Consider the following 20,729-nt stretch of genomic DNA (forward strand, 5'->3'; position numbering starts at 1 on the left):
AACACTTCAAATCAGCAGGTCATGATGCGCAGGTACAGTGGCGTGATGCGGACCGTTATTGCCGTGGTTGGCCACATGTTCGTCCAGTGCATTGGGGAGGATTTTGACGAGGATATCGGGGGTGGCCACCTGACCGGGCTGGACGTGTGGATCGAGCGGAATGTGGACCTCGCTAGGTTCAGCTCTGACGATGAGAGTGAAAGGAGTTGCGTCGCTATCGAATCGGAACACCCGTTCTTGATCGGCGCCGCCGGTCTCGAACGCAGCGTTAGCCGGCTGTGCGGCCGCTAATGCGATTGCAGCAGGTTGCGTAGCGGGCTGCGAGTTTCCGTTCCCTGCGCCATCGCCTCTTGTGGCGCTCGATTCGGCAATCTCGGTTGCTGCTGATGCGTTTGGAGAGGTCGAGGGTAAATTGTATCCCGAATTGCTGTGCTGCAGGTCAGCCGTGGCCGCTGTTGCCGACATGCTTGCGTTCGATGCACGATGATTGTCGCCATCGCCGACACCCTTCTCGGATATGAAGAGAGTCTCAGGTAACTCGGCGGTTGCCGCCGCCTTTGCAGGCTCCGGCTCCGCGACATTTTGCGTGCCAACTCGGTCCGCGCTACCGGCCGCTGCAGCACTTTCGTCATCTTTCGGCCCGTGGGCAGAGGCCGAGTGCCCCCATTCGTTGCTGTGCTCCACGCCGCCGGGCTCTGCCATTTTCGCTGACCCAGGCGTATCCGCCGGAGTCCAGGAATGATGCTCATTGTCATTGCCAACGCCCTTGTCCGGTATGGCCATGGCTTCGGCCGTCTCCGTGGCTGCCTTTGCAGACTCTCGCTCCGATGCGTGCGGGTTGCTGTGGTCCAGGCCGCCCGGTTCGGCCGTTTTCGCTGGCCCTGACGAATCGTCCGAAGCCGGTGAATCATGCGCGTTGTCATTGCCGGCGCGATTGCCCGGCATGGACTTCACTTCGGCCGTCTCCGTGACTGTCTTTGCCTCCCCTCGCTCCGGCGCGTGCGGGTTGCTGTGGCCCAGGCCGCCTGGTTCGGCCGTTTTCGCTGGCCCTGACGAATCGTCCGAAGCCACTGAATCATGCGCGTTGTCATTGCCGGCGCGATTGCCCGGCATGGACTTCACTTCGGCCGTCTCCGTGACTGCCTTTGCCTCCCCTCGCTCCGGCGCGTGCGGGTTGCTGTGGCCCAGGCCGCCTGGTTCGGCCGTTTTCGCTGGCCCTGACGAACCGTCCGAAGCCAGTGAATCGTGCGCGTTGTCATTGCCGGCGCGATTGCCCGGCATGGACTTCACTTCGGCCGTCTCCGTAGCCGCCGTTGCTGCCCCTCGCTCCGGCGCGTGCGAGTTGCTGTGGCCCAGGCCGCCTGGTTCGGCCGTTTTCGCTGGCCCTGACGAATCGTCCGAAGCCGGTGAATCATGCGCGTTGTCATTGCCGGCGCGATTGCCCGGCATGGACTTCACTTTGGCCGTCTCCGGGGCTGCCTTTGCAGACTCTCGCTCCGATGCGTGCGGGTTGCTGTGGTCCAGGCCGCCTGGTTCGGCCGTTTTCGCTGGCCCTGACGAATCGTCCGAAGCCACTGAATCATGCGCGTTGTCATTGCCGGCGCGATTGCCCGGCATGGACTTCACTTTGGCCGTCTCCGTGACTGCCTTTGCCTCCCCTCGCTCCGGCGCGTGCGAGTTGCTGTGGCCCAGGCCGCCTGGTTCGGCCGTTTTCGCTGGCCCTGACGAATCGTCCGAAGCCGGTGAATCATGCGCGTTGTCATTGCCGGCGCGATTGCCCGGCATGGACTTCAGTTCAGCCACATCTCTGGCGCCCGCCCTTTCAGACATTTGCTCGGGAGCGTGCCGCGCCCCTTCGCGGTCGTCCCTGTGCGCTGTCGCGGGGCTCGATTCACCAAACTCGGCTGCTTCTGGTGCGTTTGTAGAGGTTGAATGCACCGGATTGCCATGTTCCACGCGGTCTGTTTCTGCCGTCTTCGCTGACCTTCCCGAAGGGTCCGACGCCGGGGATTGATGCGCGTTCTCATCACCGACATCACTCCCAGGTATGAAGCCAGCTTCTATCTGCTCCGCCCCCGTTTCCTTTGCAGGCCATGGCTCCAGAACATGCTGTGAGTTACTGCCGCCGGCGCTACCGGCTATGCTAGGACCGGTATCTGCATCGATCCGCTGGCTCTTAAATGTAAGACTTTCAACTGCCGTGACCGCCGCAGCATGAGCAAGCACGATCGGTGATGTTCGAGCCGACCCGTCGGCCCGATCGACTCTCTCTTCCGTTGTGCGGGCCGGCGCGAATTCGGTCCTCCAGTCGACATCAGCCAGAATGTCCCAGACTCCAGCGGTCCCGAATGCGCTCTCCCTCGTACCGATAACTGTATGGACACTGTCCGTACTCAGAACAGTTTCGGTTGCAGTCACCGATGTCAGCGCTTCTTCGAGCTGCTCCAAGGTGAGAGCGGCGGCCGCGGCCGTCGGCTGGCCGACGAAATCCGATTCTGCGATGGATACACCCCCCTGCAGATGGATTTCCAACAGGTCGCGATCTCCGATCTTCAGAACATGATCGGTCGCATTCACATAGACGATCGTTTCATTGCTTGCGGAGTCGAAGATCCAAGCGATGGTGTGTGGCGGTATGGACTTGCTTGCTGCTGTCATATGAAGCCTGGCAAGGGCTCCGAAGGCCGCAAGATTGATCCTGCTCGGCCCAGACGCGAAGTGGAAGCCGGAAGAGGTAGAATTGGAATCGGTCGGGTCGCGATGAACGACGTTTTCAGCGACGTTGCCGCCCATCAGCTTATCGCCACTATATCCGCCACTCCCGGCATCGTGACCGAAGTGCACGAGACCAGCAAGTTTTTGGAGGGTCTCCCCTTCTCCGGCGGCGCTTTCGTTTTCAGCGGCCACAAACGCGGAAGACAGGCGAGAATCGTGCGCACGGAAACCCGGGACTGAATCGTCTACATGATTATCGTCGGCATTGCTGATCGCAGCCAGTTTGGTGGCCGCCTTGTATCCGGTAACGTCCACGAAGCTGTCGAGCGGCGCTTTGGCCGGGTCATGCGACAGCAATGCCAAATGGGGATCGCTGAGTGCGTAGATCAACGCACCGGTGAGAGTGGCGAAAGTACCATACCCTCCGTGAACCAACGTCGGATTGGATGTAAGCGGCGAGAATAGATGTTCCGCGGTGGACTCACCGCCAATCTGCGCGTCGTTCATTCCTCGCAGGGAAGGTGTGGCCGAACCGGGCGTGCTTGATCCAACAGAACTGTAGTCCTTCCACGATTTCACGCCTGCGGATTGCTCGGCGGTGCGAAGCGCTTCTATTGCCGATGCCGCGGTCGAGATTTGGCTCGCCCCGACCAGGACACCTCTCTGAGTGAGCGACGGCTTTTCGTCAGAGTCCGCGACGATGACGTGACGGAGAATAGCTCGCTTCCAGAGCTCATATTCGGCATGCTCCGCTGCGGAGCCGGTACTGTCGTCGTGCGGAAGCAGGTCGTTCGCCTCCGACGCCTTAAGTTCGTCCGCAATGGCGACCGCCAGGAGAGCCAGCGAGAGCATGCCGAACCCAGACGGGCGTTGTAGCAATGCGAGGGTGGCGAGCACCGTCCTGTTGGTTATTTCAAGCTTCTGAAATATGTTGTGCAGGTGTACTTTAACGGTTCCATCGGAAACGTTTAGCTGGTGCGCGATCTCCTTGTTCGACATTCCTTCTGACACAAGTCGTACAATTTGACGTTCGCGCGGCGTCAATAGCTCCAGCAGGTTCTCGTTTTTGCCGCTGTCAGTTTCCTCTGCGGTTGGCGAGAGGTCGGACTGCTCCAAAAAGCTACGCTTCGTCATCAGTCGCAGTGATCGCAGCATAGCGTCCGGTGCGACATACTTCGCGATTGCATGACACGCGCCAGCAGCGATGGCCGAGGTTAGATCGTGGTCCGTGTCGGAATCCGTAAAGAACACAAGGCGCGTGGGCAGGCGCTCAGCTTTCGCAATGGCGAGGATCTCGGATGCCGTCAGATCTGGCAGGGTGTCGGCAAGAAGTGCAACGTCGGGTGTCAAATTCCGGATCGCTTGGATACAACTTGTCCCGTCGCTGCACGACGCGACAACGTCGAAGTCCGGCTGTGCCCCGAGAACCGACTTAAGCCCCTGCAGAACGATCGGCTGTCGGTCTACGATCACAAGCCGGATGCGCTTGAATATCCGCTCTTTCGCAGACGTGTCTAACATGGACCCTGCCTCGACCCGGCCGTCTATGTCCTTCGGCATATAGCCGAGGCCGAGTGAGGGCATTAAAATACAACTAATCGAATAAAGAAAGAGATTTAATTGGTTTAACCATACCTAAAATCGTTAGTTTCGAGCGGGAAATGTGCACATTTTGCCGAATGTGTTCATTTTGCCGAACAGTATAGCGACGCCACGCCGTTGGTTGGTTTCGAATGGGCACCTCGAACGCGTCACGGCCGTCATTCCAACACTGTTAGTCCCGGGGCCAGAACACCACCTTAGAAATTGTTCGACCTGAGACGAGACTTCCAGAGCGCGCTCGCGATCCGCACCTGGCGCGCTTCACAACTCGCGGCCTATCAGCTGTTCGGAGAATGATCGTTGGCTGGGACGCTGTTCAGCCGCCGCGCAGGCTGCCGTCGGCGAGTCGACAGCATTGATTGCGCGTCCGCGACAGGTCTGCATTGACGCAAGCTGGAGTCGCGGGCGCAGGCCGTCCGTGCGATTGGCATCCGCCTCAACGAGGGAACCATATCTGTGGTTGCCAGTTAACTGCTGTTGAGCTGCACGCAGGCGAGCAGCTCAACAAGCCGGCATGAGTTCTCGCGCCGGGCATCCGTCGGGGGATTGATCCCATGATGGACCACGCGACCAGGGTTGGTAATCGGTTGTTAGCAGCGTTGCCGCCAGCGGATTTTGCTTTGCTTGCGCCTCATCTGCGGAAGATCGTGATCGAGCGCGATTCCGTGCTCGTCCGATCAGGCGATCGGATCGAGCATCTTCTCTTCCCCCTGAGCGGCGCGATAGCCACTATCATGGAGCTGCCGAACGGGCAGACGGTCGCCACGACGATAGTCGGCCATGAAGGGGCTGTGGGTCTGACCACAGCGCTTGGCGCATCCCACTCGCCCGTGACGGCCGTTGTTCGCATCTCGGGGGCCGCGCTGCAAATATCGCCTGCGCAATTCCTCACGGCGCAACATTGCAGCGCCCCCGTCGGAGCCATGGTGCAGGTCTTCACGAGATCGTTGCTGACGCAACTCCAGCACGTGGCGGCTTGCAACGCATTACATTCCGTCGAATCCCGCCTGGCGCGCTGGCTGCTTCACATTCACGATCGGGCAAATGGCAGCGATCTCCTCCCGCTGACCCAGGAAACGTTGTCGGAATTGCTGGGCGTCCGCCGCACCACCGTCACACATGTCGTGAGCACAATGCGGGCATCAAGAGCACTAAGATCCAATCGACGTGGCCAACTCGAAATCGATCGGCCGCGGCTCGAAGCCATGGCATGCGAATGCTACAAGGTCATGAGCCGCAGAATCGATCGAATAGTCTCGCAGAGCACGGTCGGGCTCGTTCATAGGCCTACAGCGCGGAGCGCCTCCCGCTCGCCTGGCAGCCGAATAGCCGGGACAGGCTCTTAGAACCGGTGAACCGGTTCGTTTTCGCGAACCACCCGCATGTGCCCTCGCCAATCGGCAAAACCGCGTGAGGCTCGGCCGCTGCAAACACCCAATCCTGCGTAGAAGCGAGTTCAAGATTTTTGCGGGCTTTGCGGCCGGGCTCCCCGGCCGAAGCGAACAATGGACGGAAAAGTCCGTCACCCATTCGCCTTGGGTTGCTCGTCACAACAGCCCGACTTCTCGCGACTAAGCAGCACAGGCATGAGCTTTGCCTATGCGAAGCTGGAACGCCCATTCGCGGTCCGAGCTCGGTTATAGGCGCCGCCCGCCCTACGCAGCTCGCGCTGAAGATTTTCCTCTCGACCTACCCGCTCTCTGAGCCTCTCAAGTTCCGCGAGCTGTGCGACCAGCGCCTCGAGACGCTCGCGCAGCATAGCGGCAGGCCCCTCCGCTCGAACGCGGCTATTCATGACACGCCTCCTGATCGACGTCTTGAGGAGAAGTCCCCCACTGACGAGTCGGGAAAACTATGCAATTGCGGCACAATCGCACTAACAGCACTAAACATTTGGCATGCTGCATCCGCCAACGCGTTGCTGCGGCGCAACAAGGGATCACTCGGCCGGGCATTTAGGCAGGGAGAAAGGGTCCAGCCCTGCCAACCATGCTGCGGTGGCCCGCAGGCCCACGCATGGGCTGAGAAGACTGCTATCGGCCGGACTCGGTCGCACTCGAAATCCTCGTGTTAGCTCCCGGGCAATCGGCCTTGCGCTTTTCCTCGTTTTCTTCGTCTGCGCAATCGAGCCCTCCAGTTGCGTTTGGAATTCCAGAGCCGCCGGTTGCGAAAGGCCCTTTCGCACTGCCTCCGCTACCGCCAGACCCACCGCTACCGGTGGATCCGCCACCGCCGGCTACCCCTCCGGCGCGAGATGATCCAGCAGGGGCTCCCCCGCCCCCTGATGACCCGCCGCTGGAGCTCCCCGGCCCTGATACGGACGACCGGTCGTTGTCAAAGAACGACGACTGCCTCCCGTCCTTCCGCGTCACTCCATGCAGCCCCCCCGAGCTTGCAATGGCTCTTGAGGTCAGGGAAGTGGACAGAAGCAGGGTCATCACTGGGGGTGTCACGGCCGCAAACCTTCCGCAGGTTTTCAAAAACGCCCGCCGGTCGTCATCTTCGTTACCGTCCCGGGTCACAACACGCTCTCCTTGGTTTAAAATTCTATTTACGGTATTATATATTAAATGCACTTTCAACCGATAATTTTCTTTATGCCGCTGACGTTATTTAACGTGCGCCATCAACTGATCGTCGGCAATTTCCGTGCTCGTTCTTGCATTTCCTGGCTCACTCCTGCCTGTCGGGCGCCGTTTCGGAGTTGCGCTCGCCATTTAATGCGATTAATTTGTTTTTAACGGAAGTCGAGCGCGGGGCTCGATTGCAACGGATCATGACGATGCCACTGCAATTCCATCGGTCCGTCCGGGACATGGAGATCTGGAGCGCGACCAGCGAGGGCTTCTCGTTCGTGATCAGCTTCGAAAGCCCGAGAGGCCCCGGCTTTCATGGACGCGCCGGCTATTTGGCGAGTTGGCGTCCGCTCCACAAAAACCAGGCCGCAATCAAGATTGGCGGCTCGCCCTTTCGAACGTTAGCCGAGGCCGAAGACGCCTGCAGCGACATGGCTGGGCATCTGGCGCCACGACACCCCCCCGCGCACGCTCCGGAAGAAGCCAGACACCCTCATCATTTCACGCTCGCCGGATCCTGACGCAACAGATCAGGGAGATCCATCTCACGTGACGCGGCATGCAGCTCGTTTCGCGAAATCGCCAATGCCGCGAGAACCGTGCGATTGCTGATGTCCAGCTTTTGGAAGATATGATGAAGGTGGACCTTGATCGTACCGTCGGCAAGGTTCAACCGACGTCCAATCTCCTTATTCGATAGACCCTCCGACACGAGCCGCATGATTTGCCGCTCCCGGTCCGTCAGTTGTGTCAGGAGCTTCTCATCGGGGCGGGCCTCATCTTTGGCTGGCCAGGCGCTCGGCGAGACCGCTGCTTGGCCCTGGGCGGCCTTCCGCAGGGTTGAGACCAGCATTTCGGCATCCGAATCCTTCGAGAGGACGATACAGCCGCCCTCCAAGGCCAGCCTTTGCAACTCACAATCGGCCGCGACACCGGCGAAGAAGACTACCGCGGGTCCTGGGCCTGAATCGTTCGCACGAGCGAGGATCAGCTGCCGGCTGACATCGGGCAGTGCAGCGTCGACAAGCGCGACGTCCGGCACAAGGAATCGGATTGCCTCATTGCAGCTTGCACCATCGCTGCAAGACGCAACGATCGTAAAATCACGCTGCGTCGCAAGAACGCTCCTGATCCCTTGCAAGACGATCGGATGTCGATCCGCGATGACAATTCTGGTGCGGTGCATGCTTCCCCTGCCTATCGCTAACAACCCCCCGTGCGGCCGTTTAATCCAACAATTTCTTCGAAACGCGAAGATGACCAGTCCGCTCGGCCAAAGCGTCACACCGCCTCAAATCCTGGACAGTCCAACATTCGACGACTGCGCCACGGTAACTTGACTGGCAATTGCGCGCAGCACCGTAAGAATGCGGTGCTTAAAATTCAAGGCTGCAAGCTCCTCGACGAAAGCGACGCACTTTCGACAACGCCTGATAGATTAAATCAGCAAATTCCCCCAGAGAATGTCGTCGGCGCACCGATCAGCTAAGGTGTTATGTTGGTCAACATTCAATTAACTTCGTTGGCACCGTTATTACCAACGATATATTGGGCTATTCACGATTCAAATCTAACATTCGACGAAATTTCGACGAACGCGAGACCGTTCAAAAGCCGCGCTTCTGAAAGGAGGAAAAGTAATACTATTCATCAAGGCGAAGCCGGGCAATGAAGCAGGAAAATGGCTGCGTTGCGCAGCCAAGTGTGTAGCAACGATGAAAACCGGTCACCCAAATTGGAGCTGCATATTCGTCGGCAACTTCAACGAGCGGTCATGGAGAGCATCGTTGGCAATGAGTAAGGTGGTCACATGTATTCTTCAGCAGTTTTGCGTCAAACTCATCAGGCTCTCATCGTTCAATTCACTGAATTGCAGAACTTACGTAGCCGCGTGTTGAAGGCCGAGCAGCGATTGCTTGCGCCAAGGCGACGAGTCCGGGGGCGGAGGGCAAAGCGGCCGCTGGTTCGGAGGCAGGGGCCCAGCCGGTAACTCCGACCACCACGTTGCACGCTGGCGCAGCGGCACGGGTGGATCGTGCTTGCCGGACCCCGGTTTGACCTGATAATCCCCCCTCCTGTTTCGGTTCGGAGGTAGTGGGGACGGCTTCCATGGAGAACGATGACTGGGCATCCATGACCACAGCTGAGCTGTGGCGACTTTACGATGAGGTCACTGCTGTTCTTAGTCGCAGGATGACCGCGGAAAAAGCCAAGCTCGAAGAGCGGCTTCGCAAGATTGAGGGGACGGCCGCTTCGGCCCAGAACGGGGAACGTCCTCGGCGCCCCTACCCTCCAGTGTTGCCGAAATACCAGAACCCCAAGAATCCGTCCGAAACTTGGTCCGGTCGCGGTAAGCAACCCCGATGGCTGAAAGCCCAGCTTCGAGCCGGCAAGAAGCTGAATGACCTTCTGATCGACCGCCCGTCCGGACAAAGGCGCCGCCGGGCCGGCTGAACCTCCAACCCGTCACCGGGACGGCGGTGGCGGGACCGGGGCCGCAGGCGCCACTTTAGCGAGTAACGTCCTCTTTCCCGTTAGGACTGCCGTCGCTACCAAGGTTACCCTTGCCATTGTTGCCCTGCACAAGTTTTCCGCCAGAACTAGCGATGGCGGTCGAGGTCAGAGACGTCGAAAGCAGCAGCGTCATCACGGGAGGAGTGACGGCGGCAAATTTTCCGCAGCTTCTCAAGAACTCACGGCGGTCTTCACTGTTGGAGTCGAGCGGGTTCATCGGCGCTATCCCTGCGATGGTCGAGGATAGAAAATAAGCTGATTTGGATGCGTCGCAAGTTAAATATGTTAATCGCCTTTTAAATTGTCTGCCCGCAAACGACATCTTGAGAGCTATCGCGTGCCGACGCCCCCCTCGCGCGCAGAGCGTTGAGGTGAGCTCCTGCGCGAAGCGAGATCCGGAAGCAGCTTATACCAAACGCCTTATATGCACAGGGCGCGCTTGGAGCTATTATAATTTTAAATACATTAAATGATACGGCACCTCTTTAGCCGCCGCTTCGGCGCAAAACGAGGCTAGAGCAGTCCCGGCACATGCGCCCAAACGACCACTTCCCAACTGGCGAGAACGAGGGGCAGTTCATGATCGGAGCCGAGGCCGGTGTAGCATTCGGGCAATTGCGGTCTCGCTTCGACACCACCTTCCGACCAGGCTTCTCATTGCCACGTCTGGGCGCCCTGATGGGCCGCGCCCTCACCGAAACTCTCTTAGACCTTTCGGAACTAACGGTTCTCACCGAGGCTGCGACCGGCGCGTATGCCGTGACGGCCGTTCTTGCGGCGATGGCCGGAGCCAGGCAGGTCTATGCCTTTACGAAAACTACGCGGCACGGCACCTCAGCTGAGGCCAGGGAACAGACCCTCAAGCTCGCAGATTCGGTGGGTGTGGCCAATCGCATCGACATCCTGGAGCAGATCACCCCGGGTATCCTCCATCAAACGGACATCATAACCAACAGCGGCCATCTTCGGCCTCTTACCGCCGCGCTTATTGATGAGCTGCCAAGGGAGGCCGTCATCGCCTTGATGTTCGAGGCCTGGGAATTTCGCTCCGAGGACCTCGACATGGACGCATGCTTGCGGCGCGGAATTCCAATCGTCGGCGTGAACGAACGTCACCCGTCAGTCGATGTCTTCTCGTTTCTCGGTCCGCTGTGCGTGAAGCAACTGCACGATAGCGGTTTATCCGTTTACAAGAATCGCATTGCTCTGCTGTGCGATAACGACTTCATTGGCTCGCTTCGCTCCGGTCTGGCGAGTTCCGGAGCGAGCGTGGACGTCTTCGAGGACGTCCAGACCCTCTATCGCGACCAATGGGACGCAATCATCGTCGCGCTGAGACCGACGGCTGAGCCTCGCATCGGTTCGCCGGAAGCAGCTCACCTCGCTGCGTGCGCGCCCGCTGGCGCCATTGTCGTGCAGTTTTGGGGCGACATGGATCGAACCTTATTGTCAGCAAACGGGTTGGGCGTTTGGCCAACAACGCCTCCGGGATTGGGGCACATGGGCATCCTACTGTCGGAGCTTGGCCCCGAGCCGGTCGTGAGACTGCAGGCCGGCGGCCTGCGCGCTGCTGAATGGGTTCGGCGCAGCGGATCTGTCTCGTCTGACGGATTCGCGCAAATCGTTACCCCAGCATCCGGATCAATCGCTAATTCGCGCTAGGTCCTCGCCTCGATGAGCTCAACGAGCGTGAGCGTCGCGGAGGCAAGAAACACTATGCGGCGCATGTCGAACGCGACCGCCGGCGCGGGTGACGATACAGGAAGATACTGCTGCGCCCTGAAGCTGGCGATCGCGTCGTCGAAGCGAGCCGCTTCGTAAGCAAGATGATAGAATTTGCTGCCGCGCTTCAAGATGCCCGCCACCGGCGATTGTGCGCCGGCCGGCTCAATGAGCTCCAGGCGCGGACCGCCGCCTGATACAAACTGAATCCGAACCTGCTGGATCGGGTCCTCGAACATGGGGCCTTCAGCACTGTAACCAACGACTGCGAGCTCGGGCAGCTCCGCCGCGATCTTTCGACACGCCATTCCCACGTGATGAAAGCGCAAATCCATGCGCTGCTCCTCCCTTCCCTGCCGGCCTAAGGAGACGGGCGGCGTCGAACGGAATCTGGCCGGTTGCTCCGACAGTTAACTTTCTCGTGCATCGAGGAGCAGCGCCGACCAGACCTGTTTTAGCCGTGGATAGTCTGCGCGCGACATCCGAAACGTAATCACGTCGTCGCCGTTCCACCAAGCTTTCGGCGCAACCTTTTCAATCTGGAAGCCGAGGCGGATATGAAAGTTCTTCGCGGCCTTATTCCTGCTTTGAACGTTGGCCACGACGGCCGAAAGCCCCAGCTGCTCGAACGCGAATTCGAGTAAAAGGTCGAACATCTCTGCCAAAAAGAGGCGCGCGCCAGGATCGACGATCAACCGCGCAACTTCGCCCTGTCCCGCCGCGAAATCCAGGTTCGCAAGCGCGATGCTGCCAGCCGGCTTCTTCGAGCGCTTGAATTCGGCAATGAAATAGTAATCGTCCACTCTCGCCTGATATTTCCGGAAAAACTCTTCCTGCTGAGCCAAGGTCAGCTTCTCGCGGGTCAGGAACTTACCGAGAACGGGATCATTCCGCCAAGCGATGATTTGCGCGGAGTCCTCCAGCCGGACCTCTCGGAGAAGCAGGTTATTTCCTCCGGGAAGCTGCTTGAGATGCTCAGCCTTGGTGGAAAGCGTGCTTGGGCTCACCGGCTTCGGTCTGATATTCGCCACCATCTATTTATTACACCTAATAATGTGTAATTTAAATACATTTAATTGACCAGAACCTTATCATCATTTAATGTGAAGGACAATCAAATGATGCCGCTGTTCTGACGGAGGCTCGCCATTCTCGCTGCAGTACCCGTGCCGGACCGGCCCATCAATGATGCCGAACTCAAGTCCCGGGCGTTGTCGGGCGACGCCACGTTCTGGGGGCATCTTGTCGCCCGCTCGCGGCAAGCGACGAGCTTCTCCGAGCTGTTCTTTCTGTCGACGCTTCGAAAAAAGGCGAAGCTTTATGCACCCGAAAGCGTCCAGCCAAGACTCCGCCTCGCCCTGATAGGCGGCTACAACCTTTATCCGTTGCACGAACTGGTTGAACATCTCCTGGCCATTCGTGGGATCGAGTGCGAACGTTTCCTCGGCGAGTACGATAATTTCGTCTCGGAGATCCTTGACGGCTCGAGCTCACTGTACGCCTTCAGGCCGGATCTCGCCTTCATACTGCCGAACGCGAGCCACTCCCGGTTTTCCGGCTCGCTCCTCGATGCCGTCGAACATCAGCGCGAAGCCGCAGTCCGCGCCGCCGAGCACCTCCTCAACCTCGCGCAGACTTTCACCGCGCGCTCCGGTGCGGCGGCGATCCTCGCCAACCTTGCGCTGCCCGGCGACCTCGATCTCGGCTCGTTTCGTTCACGCACGCTTGGCACCGACTGGAGTTTCCGAAAGGCGGTCAATCTCGAGCTCGGGCTTCGGGCCCCAGCTGAAGTGCAGATCTGCGACGTCGAGTTCCTCTCGGCGCGCCGGGGGATCTCAGCCGCGGCGGATGCGCGCGCGTGGTATGAATCGAAGCAGCTCGGCTCACCTGACTTTCTCGTCGACATTGCGCAAGAGCTAAGCCATCTGATCGCCTCCCGGAAGCAGGGCCCCAAGAAGGTCCTGGCAATCGACCTCGATCACACGCTATGGGGCGGCGTGATCGCGGAAGACGGTATCGAGGGAATCGAGCTTGGCGACTCGTCCCCCCGCGGTGAAGCTTTCAAGGCTTTCCAGAGATACCTGCTTGGACTTTCCCAACGCGGCGTCCTGCTTGCCGTATGCAGCAAGAACGACCATGCACGCGCAATCCAGGTATTCGAGAAGCATCCTGAGATGGTTCTCCGGCTGGAGCACTTCGCGGCCTTCAAAGCCAATTGGGACCCGAAGTCCGACAACCTGCAGAGGATCGCGGAGGAACTCCGCCTTGGCCTGGACAGCTTCGTGTTTGCCGACGACAACCCGGCGGAAATCGAGATCGTGCGCCAGTTTCAGCCCTTGGTTACAGGTGTACTCCTCGGGCCGGACCCCGCCGAATTCATCGTTCGCATCCAGGCCGGACGTCATTTCGAGCCACGGACCGTCACCGAGGAGGATCTCGAACGGACGGCGCAGTACAGGCAAGAACGGCGACGTACGGAGCTCGCAGCGAGCGTAACCGACATGCCTGCCTACCTCGCCTCGCTCGAGATGCGAGGCACGATCAAAGAGTTCGACTCGCTCGACGTTCCCCGCATCGCCCAGCTGATCGCGCGCAGCAACCAGTTCAACCTGACGACGATCCGTCGGTCCGAGACTGAGATCCAGGCACTCCTAGGAAGGCTGGACTACCGGTGCTTCACGATGCGGCTCGAGGATAGGTTCGGTGATTCCGGGCTCATCTCCGTAGTCATTGCAAAGATCGAGGACGGCGTCTTCGTTCTCGATACCTGGCTCATGAGCTGCCGCGTGCTGAAGCGCCAGGTCGAGGACGAGATCATGAACGAGATTTTTCGGCTCGCAGAGGTGGCTGGTTGCACGACAGTACGCGGCATTTATCTTCCGACAACCAAGAACGGTATCGTCGCGGAAATTTACGAGGAGTTTGGTTTCGCGCGTACGGAAGACTCCACAGCCCGAAAAGTGTTCGAGCTGGAGGTGAGGAAGTATCAGTTGCGTTCGACAAAGATAGATGTGGCCCGGAGAGCTTATGATGCAGGCTGAAGTATTAGCGAAGTTGCAGGAGGTATTCGACGGCATCTTCCTCGAGAAGGTCGCGGCCACGCCCGAGCTCTCGGCGGCGGATGTCGACGAATGGGACTCGCTCATGCAGATCTCGCTCGTGATCGCCGTCGAGCAGAAGTTTCGCGTCCGCTTTCGCATTGGCGAGGTCGAGGCGGCGCGGAACCTGGGTGAGCTCGCCGACCTGATCGCGAAGCGGATGGAACCATAAAAGGTGGACCTCGAGGGTAAAACGCGGGAATACGTGGCGTAGCGCCGCTTTTGGTGTCTCGCACCCCAATCTGTCGGCGTACTCCGCACCGCTTCGCAAAGCCGCCCCGGCGACCGCTCGTCTGAGAGCGAGCGGACGCCCGCCAACCAGCTTTTCTTGAGTAGAGGCCGACAGCGACTACATCCTTCAAGAGAAATTGACATCCGTGCTCACGCTGGCTGCTTCCCAAGTGCAATAAAGAATGAGACACATTTAATCTTAATTTGGTTTAAATGCACTGTCTGCCGTTTGGTTTGTAAATCACCAAGTTCGGGAATTCGACTGCGCGGGAGAACAAAATGGCGAGTTTGTTCACCACCCAGACGCCGGCTAACACCAATGCCACCGACGGGACTGGGGCCGATTATGAGCTGGGGATGCGCTTCACAGCTGATGCCTCCGGCGTGATCGAGGCGATCCGGTACTACAAGGCTGCGAACGAGACCGGCACCCATATCGGCCACATCTGGTCGGCCACGGGCCAGCAGCTGGCGACCGTCACGTTCACCAACGAAAGCACATCAGGCTGGCAGCAGCAGGCGCTGGCCACGCCGCTCACCATCGCGGCCGGCACGACCTACGTGGTCTCGGTCAACATCAACAGCTACTACGTCTCCACCACCCAGGGCTTCGCGTCGGGCATCAGCAATGGCGGCCTGAATTCGCCCGTTGGCGCCGGCGTGTTCGACTACAGCGCGGGTGTCTTCCCCACCAACGTCTATCAGAATGCAAACTATTTCCGCGACGTCGTGTACACTGCCGGTTCGAAGAAGCCGAACAATCACCCGGGTACGGTGAGCGTCAGCGGGACCCCGACGCAGAACCAGACTTTGACCGCGACCGTGAGCGATGCCGATGGCGTGCCGGCCTCCGTCACCTATCAATGGCAGCAAAGCACGAACGGCACCACGTGGAGCAACATCACGGGCGCCACGGCGAGCACACTGACCCTCGGGCAAGCCCAGGTCGGCAGCTTCGTACGTGTCACCGCCATCTACACGGACCAGCTGGGCAGCAGCGAGACCCCGGTGAGCGCTGCGACCGCCACCAAAGTGGCCAATGTCAACGACGTCGGTGTCGTCACGATCAACGGCACGGCGACCCAGAACCAGACGCTGACGGCCAGCGTCACGGATCCCGACGGCGTCCCGGCAAACATCACCTATCGCTGGCAGAGCAGCCCCGACGGCACCACCTGGACCAATCTGTCCGCCACGACCGCGAGCCTCACCCTCGACAGCAGCCTGGTCGGCAAGCGGATCCGGGTGAATGCCACCTATACAGATCTGCTCAGCACCAACGAGAACGCAACCAGCGCGGCCACGGCGATCGTTGCAGCCGCCAGTGCCACCACCACCCTGTTCACCACCCAGACGCCGGCCAACACCAATGCCACCGACGGAATTGGGGCGGATTATGAGCTGGGGATGCGCTTCACCGCCGACACGTCCGGCGTGATCCAGGCGATCCGGTACTACAAGGCTGCGAACGAGACCGGTACCCATATCGGCCACATCTGGTCGGCCACGGGCCAGGAGCTGGCGACCGTCACGTTCACCAACGAAAGCACATCAGGCTGGCAGCAGCAGGCGCTGGCCACGCCGCTCACCATCGCGGCCGGCACGACCTACGTGGTCTCGGTCAACATCAACAGCTACTACGTCTCCACCACCCAGGGCTTCGCGTCCGGCATCAGCAACGGCGGCCTGAACGCGCCCGTCGGCGCTGGCGTGTTCGACTACAGCGCGGGTGTCTTCCCCACCAACGTCTATCAGAATGCAAATTACTTCCGCGACGTCGTGTTCGCTGCGAGCTCCTCGACGCCCAACAATCACCCAGGTACGGTGAGCGTCGGCGGGACCCCGACGCAGAACCAGACTTTGACTGCGACCGTGAGCGATGCCGATGGCGTGCCGGCCACCGTCACCTATCAATGGCAGCAAAGCACGAACGGCACCACGTGGAGCAACATCACGGGCGCCACGGCGAGCACACTGACCCTCGGGCAGGCCCAGGTCGGCAGCTTCGTACGTGTCGCCGCCATCTACACGGACCAGCTGGGCAGCAGCGAGACCCCGGTGAGCGCTGCGACCGCCACCAAAGTGGCCAATGTCAACGACGTCGGTGTCGTCACGATCAATGGCACGGCGACCCAGAACCAGACGCTGACGGCCAGCGTCACGGATCCCGACGGCGTCCCGGCAAACATCACCTATCGCTGGCAGAGCAGCCCCGACGGCACCACCTGGACCAATCTGTCCGCCACGACCGCGAGCCTCACCCTCGACAGCAGCCTGGTCGGCAAGCGGATCCGGGTGAATGCCACCTATACAGATCTGCTCAGCACCAACGAGAACGCAACCAGCGCGGCCACGGCGATCGTTGCAGCCGCCAGTGCCACCACCACCCTGTTCACCACCCAGACGCCGGCCAACACCAATGCCACCGACGGAATTGGGGCGGATTATGAGCTGGGGATGCGCTTCACCGCCGACACGTCCGGCGTGATCCAGGCGATCCGGTACTACAAGGCCTCGAACGAGACCGGCACCCATGTCGGCCACATCTGGTCGGCCACGGGCCAGCAGCTGGCGACCGTCACGTTCACCAACGAAAGCACATCGGGCTGGCAGCAGCAGGCGCTGGCCACGCCGCTCACCATCGCGGCCGGCACGACCTACGTGGTCTCGGTCAACATCAACAGCTACTACGTCTCCACCACCCAGGGCTTCGCGTCCGGCATCAGCAACGGCGGCCTGAACGCGCCCGTCGGCGCCGGCGTCTTCGACTACAGCGCGGGCGTCTTCCCCACCAACGTCTATCAGAATGCAAACTATTTCCGCGACGTCGTGTTCGCCCCGTCCAACGTCATCGCTCTGCTCAACACTTCCACGATCTACGTCAGTGAAGCGGCCGGCACCGTCACTGTCACCGTCACCCGCTCCGGCGACCTCCAGTCTCAAAACACCGTTGAGTACACGACGAACGAAGTCGGTGCAGGCGGAAGTGCGACGGCTGGATCGGACTTTATCCAGCCCACCTTCAATGGTCGGGCGAACACCGGCCAGATCGTGTTCCAACCGGGAGAGAGCACCAAGAGCTTCACCATCCCCATCGTCAACGATCAACTGACCGAGGGCAACGAAACGTTCGCTGTCGGACTTCAAAATCCCGGCTCCGGATCCCTCGGAGCTCCACGCACTGTGCTCGTGACCATCATCGACGACGACTCACCCGCTACAATCGCAATGGCTGACGTTGTGCTGAGTGTTGCAGAGACTAGTCCGACCGCGACGATCACGCTGCTGCGCAGCGGGCCCGTCAATCAAGCAGCAACGGTCGGCTTCACGACGAGCAGCGGCAGCGCACTCGCGGGATCCGATTACACGACCACATCAGGCACGGTGACCTTTGCCGCCGGACAGGCGAGCCAGACCATCTCTGTGCCGATCGTCAATGATACGACTCCGGAGAACGACGAAACCTTCACCGTCACCTTGAGCAACCCGACGGGCGCCACTCTCGGATCCCAGGCGACGACGACAGTGAAGATCCTGGATAATGACAACCCCGCTCTCGGCAACCTGGTGGGCGAGACAGCGGTGACGGGTCTGAACCAGCCTGCGGCGATGGACTGGACGCCCGACGGCCGCTACATGCTGATCGCGCAGAAGGACGGGGTGGTGCGCGTGGTGGACAACGGCACATTGCGATCGACTCCGCTCATCAACCTCGCGAGTGAGGTGAACGATTTCGGCGATCGCGGGCTGCTGGGAATCGCGGTGAATCCGAATTTCGCAAGTAACCACTACGTCTACCTGCTCTACACCTATGATCCGCCCGAGACGGCGACCCAGAGCGGTCTCGCGGCGGCCGATGGGGGCGGCAACCGACCCAGTCGTCTGGTGAGAGTCACCGTCGACCCCACCACAATGATTGCCGATCCAGCCAGTAAAGTGGTGCTGGTCGGCAAGAACAGCGTATGGGCCTATACCAGCCGTCCCGACGCAAACAGCGGAGGTGATCCCAGCATCGCTCCTTCCGGGATCGTCAACGGCACCACAATCACGGCTCCCGTGAGCCAGATCGAGACAGGAGCGCAGGACAACGATCCCGACAGGTCCGGCATCCAGAACCAGAACATCCGTGATTATCTTGCGACCGACAGCGACTCGCATTCGATCGGTGCCGTTCATTTCGGGCCCGACGGTTACCTCTACCTCACGGTCGGGGATGGCACGTCGTACAACTTCGTCGATCCCCGCGCAGTGCGGGTCCAGGACATCCACAATCTCTCGGGCAAGCTCTTGCGGATCGATCCCGTCACGGGTGAGGGAGCGCCGGGCAATCCGTATTATCAGGCCAGCGATCCAAACAGCAATCAATCGAAAGTGTTCTACTACGGTGTCCGCAACGCCTACCGCTTCAGCTTCGATCCCGTCACGAATCTGCCTGTGCTTGGAGACGTCGGCTGGAACAATTGGGAAGAGATCGATACCGGTCCCGCCGGCTCCAATTTCGGATGGCCCTACTTTGAAGGTCCGGACAGAACAGCCAGCTATCAGAATCTCGCTCAGGCGATCACCTTCTACAACAATGGCAACCGCAACAATTTGTCCGATCCGCCTGCCGTGTTCCCGATCCTGCCTCTCAGCCACGGGGCACCAGACAATGCCCATGTGATCACCGCGGGAGACTTCTACAATCAGAACACGATGTTCTTCGATGACGTCTACAATGGAACGATCTTCGCCGCGACATTGAATGCGAGCCGCCAGGTCGCAACCGTCCAGTTGGTGGACACCGTGCCGGGCATTGTAGATCTGCAGAAGGGGCCCGACGGCTGGCTCTACGGCGCCGACATATACGACGGCACGATCCGACGTTGGGTGGACCCCTCGGCCGCCCCCAACGCGCTGGGCCTCGCGGCGTCATGATGGCGGGCGCGCCTGGAGAAGGTGCAGCTTGAAAGACTTGTGTAGGTCAACGGGGCACGACAGAGCCGTTGCCAACACCGCACTTGCACGCTTGGCTCAGGCGTCCCGCCGGCGCAGCCCAGCGTGATTCGGGCGGTATGGCAGGAGGCATGCTCAAGCTCCCAGGCGGCCAATCGTCGCCCACATCCGGCTATCGCTCGGCATCTGCATGCGGACCCAGCCGTATGGCACTTGCGACCAGGACTTGATCTCGGGCGTCAGATTATCGAGGACCAGATCGCCGCTCCTGGCGCGCACCACCAGCACAAGGTGATGATCTCCAGAATTGGTGACCACCTCGCTCAATAACAGGACCCGCGCCGGCCAGCCGCGTTGCAGCAGTTCGTGACGCTTGCTTACTGCATAGTCGTTGCAATCACCGCGATCGGGGTTGACGATCCACTCCTCACCCGCAAGGCCGAGTTGATTGGGCTGCGGAACAATGGCGCGGTTCACGGCGCGATTGACTGCTTTCAGCTCTGCCCATCGTTCCCTCGTCAACCGGACCGGCCCGCCGCGGAAGAAGCGGCGCGGGCGACATTCGGCGTGATAGCGCAGGCAAAACACCGTGTAAGTGAGGGGCGGAAGAGCGGGGCGCCCCAGCTCGATATGCGCAAGGTCCGCTTGGGAGGCCCTTGGCATGACCAGCAATGCCGCACGCGCCCACTGAACGCCACCGATCACAATTGCTATGGCTGCCGCGATGACCGGGCCCGAGGTTCGCTGCATCTGCGGATCCCCCTCCGTACGCCAAACCGTGTCGGGTCCACCCCGGCGCGCGCCGAGTCACACAAAACGATTTAATGCATCGTTTATAATTCAAATATATTTAAATGACAATAAATATTGAATAAGCCACCGACCGCGAGTACACAGCAGTGACACTGGGGGAAGACGAGCAGAATGAATGAAGGGGATGGAGCGAGACGGCCTCAATCGACGCCCAGTTGTTCTCGGCGAGAGTCGTTGACGTGCGGCGCGCCCCAAGTCGCGCTCTGTGCACCGGTGGACAATTATTTGCCACCAAATATTTTTAATCATTGCTTTAAATCATTATGCGCGCCAAACGGGCCTTCTCGAACAGGACCTCATTCGCATGCCGGTCGAGCTACTCGTCATTCTGGGAGCTGAAGCTTCCATACTCGGCTTCGTCGTCGCCATGACCCTGCATGCCAAGCGAATGGACGTTCTGAGCGGACGATCGTTCGAGCGCCCCATCGTCCCGCATGGAGGGAACGGGCAACCACCGCGCTCGCCCGATCGAAAGGTACGCAATTTAGTGGGGTTGACCGCGAGGTGGGCGATCTCGTCACGT

13 protein-coding genes are annotated in these 20,729 nt (G+C 60.0%); 7 read left to right on the plus strand and 6 right to left on the minus strand.

Translation table 11 applies throughout. From position 1 onward, the window contains the following. Positions 1-6: 6 nt before the first annotated feature. The gene (locus tag ACNJYA_RS23595; protein WP_439400779.1) at positions 7-4,236 is read right to left on the minus strand and encodes a LuxR C-terminal-related transcriptional regulator; all 4,230 of its coding nucleotides are present in this window, start codon (positions 4,234-4,236) and stop codon (positions 7-9) included. A 635-nt stretch (positions 4,237-4,871) separates the two neighbouring features. On the opposite strand from ACNJYA_RS23595, the gene ACNJYA_RS23600 reads away from it, so the two are divergent. Both ACNJYA_RS23600 and ACNJYA_RS23605 read left to right on the plus strand, forming a co-directional pair. Further along, positions 4,872-5,663, plus strand: coding sequence for a Crp/Fnr family transcriptional regulator (locus ACNJYA_RS23600; RefSeq protein ID WP_439363497.1), 792 nt, complete (start codon positions 4,872-4,874; stop codon positions 5,661-5,663). A gap of 1,313 nt (positions 5,664-6,976) precedes the next feature. Beyond that, entirely contained in the window at positions 6,977-7,414 is a 438-nt protein-coding gene (locus tag ACNJYA_RS23605; protein ID WP_439363498.1) for a hypothetical protein, read from the plus strand. On the opposite strand, the gene ACNJYA_RS23610 is transcribed toward ACNJYA_RS23605, so the two are convergent. After that, positions 7,390-8,079, minus strand: a complete 690-nt coding sequence (locus ACNJYA_RS23610; RefSeq protein ID WP_439363499.1) for a LuxR C-terminal-related transcriptional regulator — start codon at positions 8,077-8,079, stop codon at positions 7,390-7,392. The two genes, ACNJYA_RS23605 and ACNJYA_RS23610, sit on opposite strands and share 25 nt — an antisense overlap. 923 nt (positions 8,080-9,002) lie before the next feature. Between ACNJYA_RS23610 and ACNJYA_RS23615 the strand changes: the two genes are divergently transcribed. Continuing rightward, on the plus strand, positions 9,003-9,347 hold the full coding sequence (locus ACNJYA_RS23615; RefSeq protein WP_172789651.1) for an H-NS histone family protein: 345 nt from the start codon (positions 9,003-9,005) through the stop codon (positions 9,345-9,347). Positions 9,348-9,402: 55 nt separating this feature from the next. Here the strand turns inward: ACNJYA_RS23615 and ACNJYA_RS23620 are convergent, their stop codons facing one another. Further along, complete coding sequence (locus ACNJYA_RS23620) at positions 9,403-9,624, minus strand: hypothetical protein (RefSeq protein ID WP_172789650.1); 222 nt, start codon at positions 9,622-9,624, stop codon at positions 9,403-9,405. Positions 9,625-9,986: 362 nt separating this feature from the next. Between ACNJYA_RS23620 and ACNJYA_RS23625 the strand changes: the two genes are divergently transcribed. Then, the gene (locus ACNJYA_RS23625; protein ID WP_439363500.1) at positions 9,987-11,069 is read left to right on the plus strand and encodes a hypothetical protein; all 1,083 of its coding nucleotides are present in this window, start codon (positions 9,987-9,989) and stop codon (positions 11,067-11,069) included. Here the strand turns inward: ACNJYA_RS23625 and ACNJYA_RS23630 are convergent. Together ACNJYA_RS23630 and ACNJYA_RS23635 are read right to left on the minus strand one after the other, a co-directional pair. Then, positions 11,066-11,464 (minus strand): VOC family protein, encoded by a 399-nt coding sequence (locus ACNJYA_RS23630; protein WP_172789649.1) that lies wholly within the window; start codon positions 11,462-11,464, stop codon positions 11,066-11,068. The genes ACNJYA_RS23625 and ACNJYA_RS23630 overlap by 4 nt on opposite strands. Before the next feature lie 75 nt (positions 11,465-11,539). Continuing rightward, positions 11,540-12,163 (minus strand): GNAT family N-acetyltransferase, encoded by a 624-nt coding sequence (locus ACNJYA_RS23635; RefSeq protein WP_439363501.1) that lies wholly within the window; start codon positions 12,161-12,163, stop codon positions 11,540-11,542. Between the two features lie 132 nt (positions 12,164-12,295). Between ACNJYA_RS23635 and ACNJYA_RS23640 the strand changes: the two genes are divergently transcribed. The 3 genes from ACNJYA_RS23640 (at position 12,296) to ACNJYA_RS23650 (ending at position 19,375) form a co-directional block, all read left to right on the plus strand. After that, positions 12,296-14,170 carry an HAD-IIIC family phosphatase gene (locus ACNJYA_RS23640; RefSeq protein WP_439363502.1) on the plus strand — a complete coding sequence of 625 codons (1,875 nt, stop codon included), beginning with the start codon at positions 12,296-12,298 and terminating at the stop codon, positions 14,168-14,170. Beyond that, entirely contained in the window at positions 14,157-14,399 is a 243-nt protein-coding gene (locus ACNJYA_RS23645; RefSeq protein WP_172789646.1) for an acyl carrier protein, read from the plus strand. The genes ACNJYA_RS23640 and ACNJYA_RS23645 overlap by 14 nt, the downstream gene beginning before the upstream one ends. A 338-nt stretch (positions 14,400-14,737) precedes the next feature. Beyond that, positions 14,738-19,375, plus strand: a complete 4,638-nt coding sequence (locus ACNJYA_RS23650) for a DUF4082 domain-containing protein (RefSeq protein ID WP_439363503.1) — start codon at positions 14,738-14,740, stop codon at positions 19,373-19,375. Between the two features lie 153 nt (positions 19,376-19,528). Here the strand turns inward: ACNJYA_RS23650 and ACNJYA_RS23655 are convergent, their stop codons facing one another. Then, positions 19,529-20,143, minus strand: coding sequence for a transglutaminase-like cysteine peptidase (locus ACNJYA_RS23655; RefSeq protein WP_439363504.1), 615 nt, complete (start codon positions 20,141-20,143; stop codon positions 19,529-19,531). Between the last annotated feature and the right edge of the window lie 586 nt (positions 20,144-20,729).

This window comes from Bradyrhizobium sp. BLXBL-01, assembly GCF_051853025.1.
Classification (GTDB): Bacteria; Pseudomonadota; Alphaproteobacteria; order Rhizobiales; family Xanthobacteraceae; genus Bradyrhizobium.

What these genes read in the sequence shown, in the direction of transcription:
- ACNJYA_RS23595 (WP_439400779.1), bottom strand. Translation starts at nt 4,236, where the DNA reads ATGTTAGACACGTCTGCGAAAGAGCGGATATTCAAGCGCATCCGGCTT.
- ACNJYA_RS23600 (WP_439363497.1), top strand. Translation starts at nt 4,872, where the DNA reads ATGATGGACCACGCGACCAGGGTTGGTAATCGGTTGTTAGCAGCGTTG.
- ACNJYA_RS23610 (WP_439363499.1), bottom strand. Translation starts at nt 8,079, where the DNA reads ATGCACCGCACCAGAATTGTCATCGCGGATCGACATCCGATCGTCTTG.
- ACNJYA_RS23615 (WP_172789651.1), top strand. Translation starts at nt 9,003, where the DNA reads ATGGAGAACGATGACTGGGCATCCATGACCACAGCTGAGCTGTGGCGA.
- ACNJYA_RS23620 (WP_172789650.1), bottom strand. Translation starts at nt 9,624, where the DNA reads ATGAACCCGCTCGACTCCAACAGTGAAGACCGCCGTGAGTTCTTGAGA.
- ACNJYA_RS23625 (WP_439363500.1), top strand. Translation starts at nt 9,987, where the DNA reads ATGATCGGAGCCGAGGCCGGTGTAGCATTCGGGCAATTGCGGTCTCGC.
- ACNJYA_RS23630 (WP_172789649.1), bottom strand. Translation starts at nt 11,464, where the DNA reads ATGGATTTGCGCTTTCATCACGTGGGAATGGCGTGTCGAAAGATCGCG.
- ACNJYA_RS23635 (WP_439363501.1), bottom strand. Translation starts at nt 12,163, where the DNA reads ATGGTGGCGAATATCAGACCGAAGCCGGTGAGCCCAAGCACGCTTTCC.
- ACNJYA_RS23645 (WP_172789646.1), top strand. Translation starts at nt 14,157, where the DNA reads ATGATGCAGGCTGAAGTATTAGCGAAGTTGCAGGAGGTATTCGACGGC.
- ACNJYA_RS23650 (WP_439363503.1), top strand. Translation starts at nt 14,738, where the DNA reads ATGGCGAGTTTGTTCACCACCCAGACGCCGGCTAACACCAATGCCACC.
- ACNJYA_RS23655 (WP_439363504.1), bottom strand. Translation starts at nt 20,143, where the DNA reads ATGCAGCGAACCTCGGGCCCGGTCATCGCGGCAGCCATAGCAATTGTG.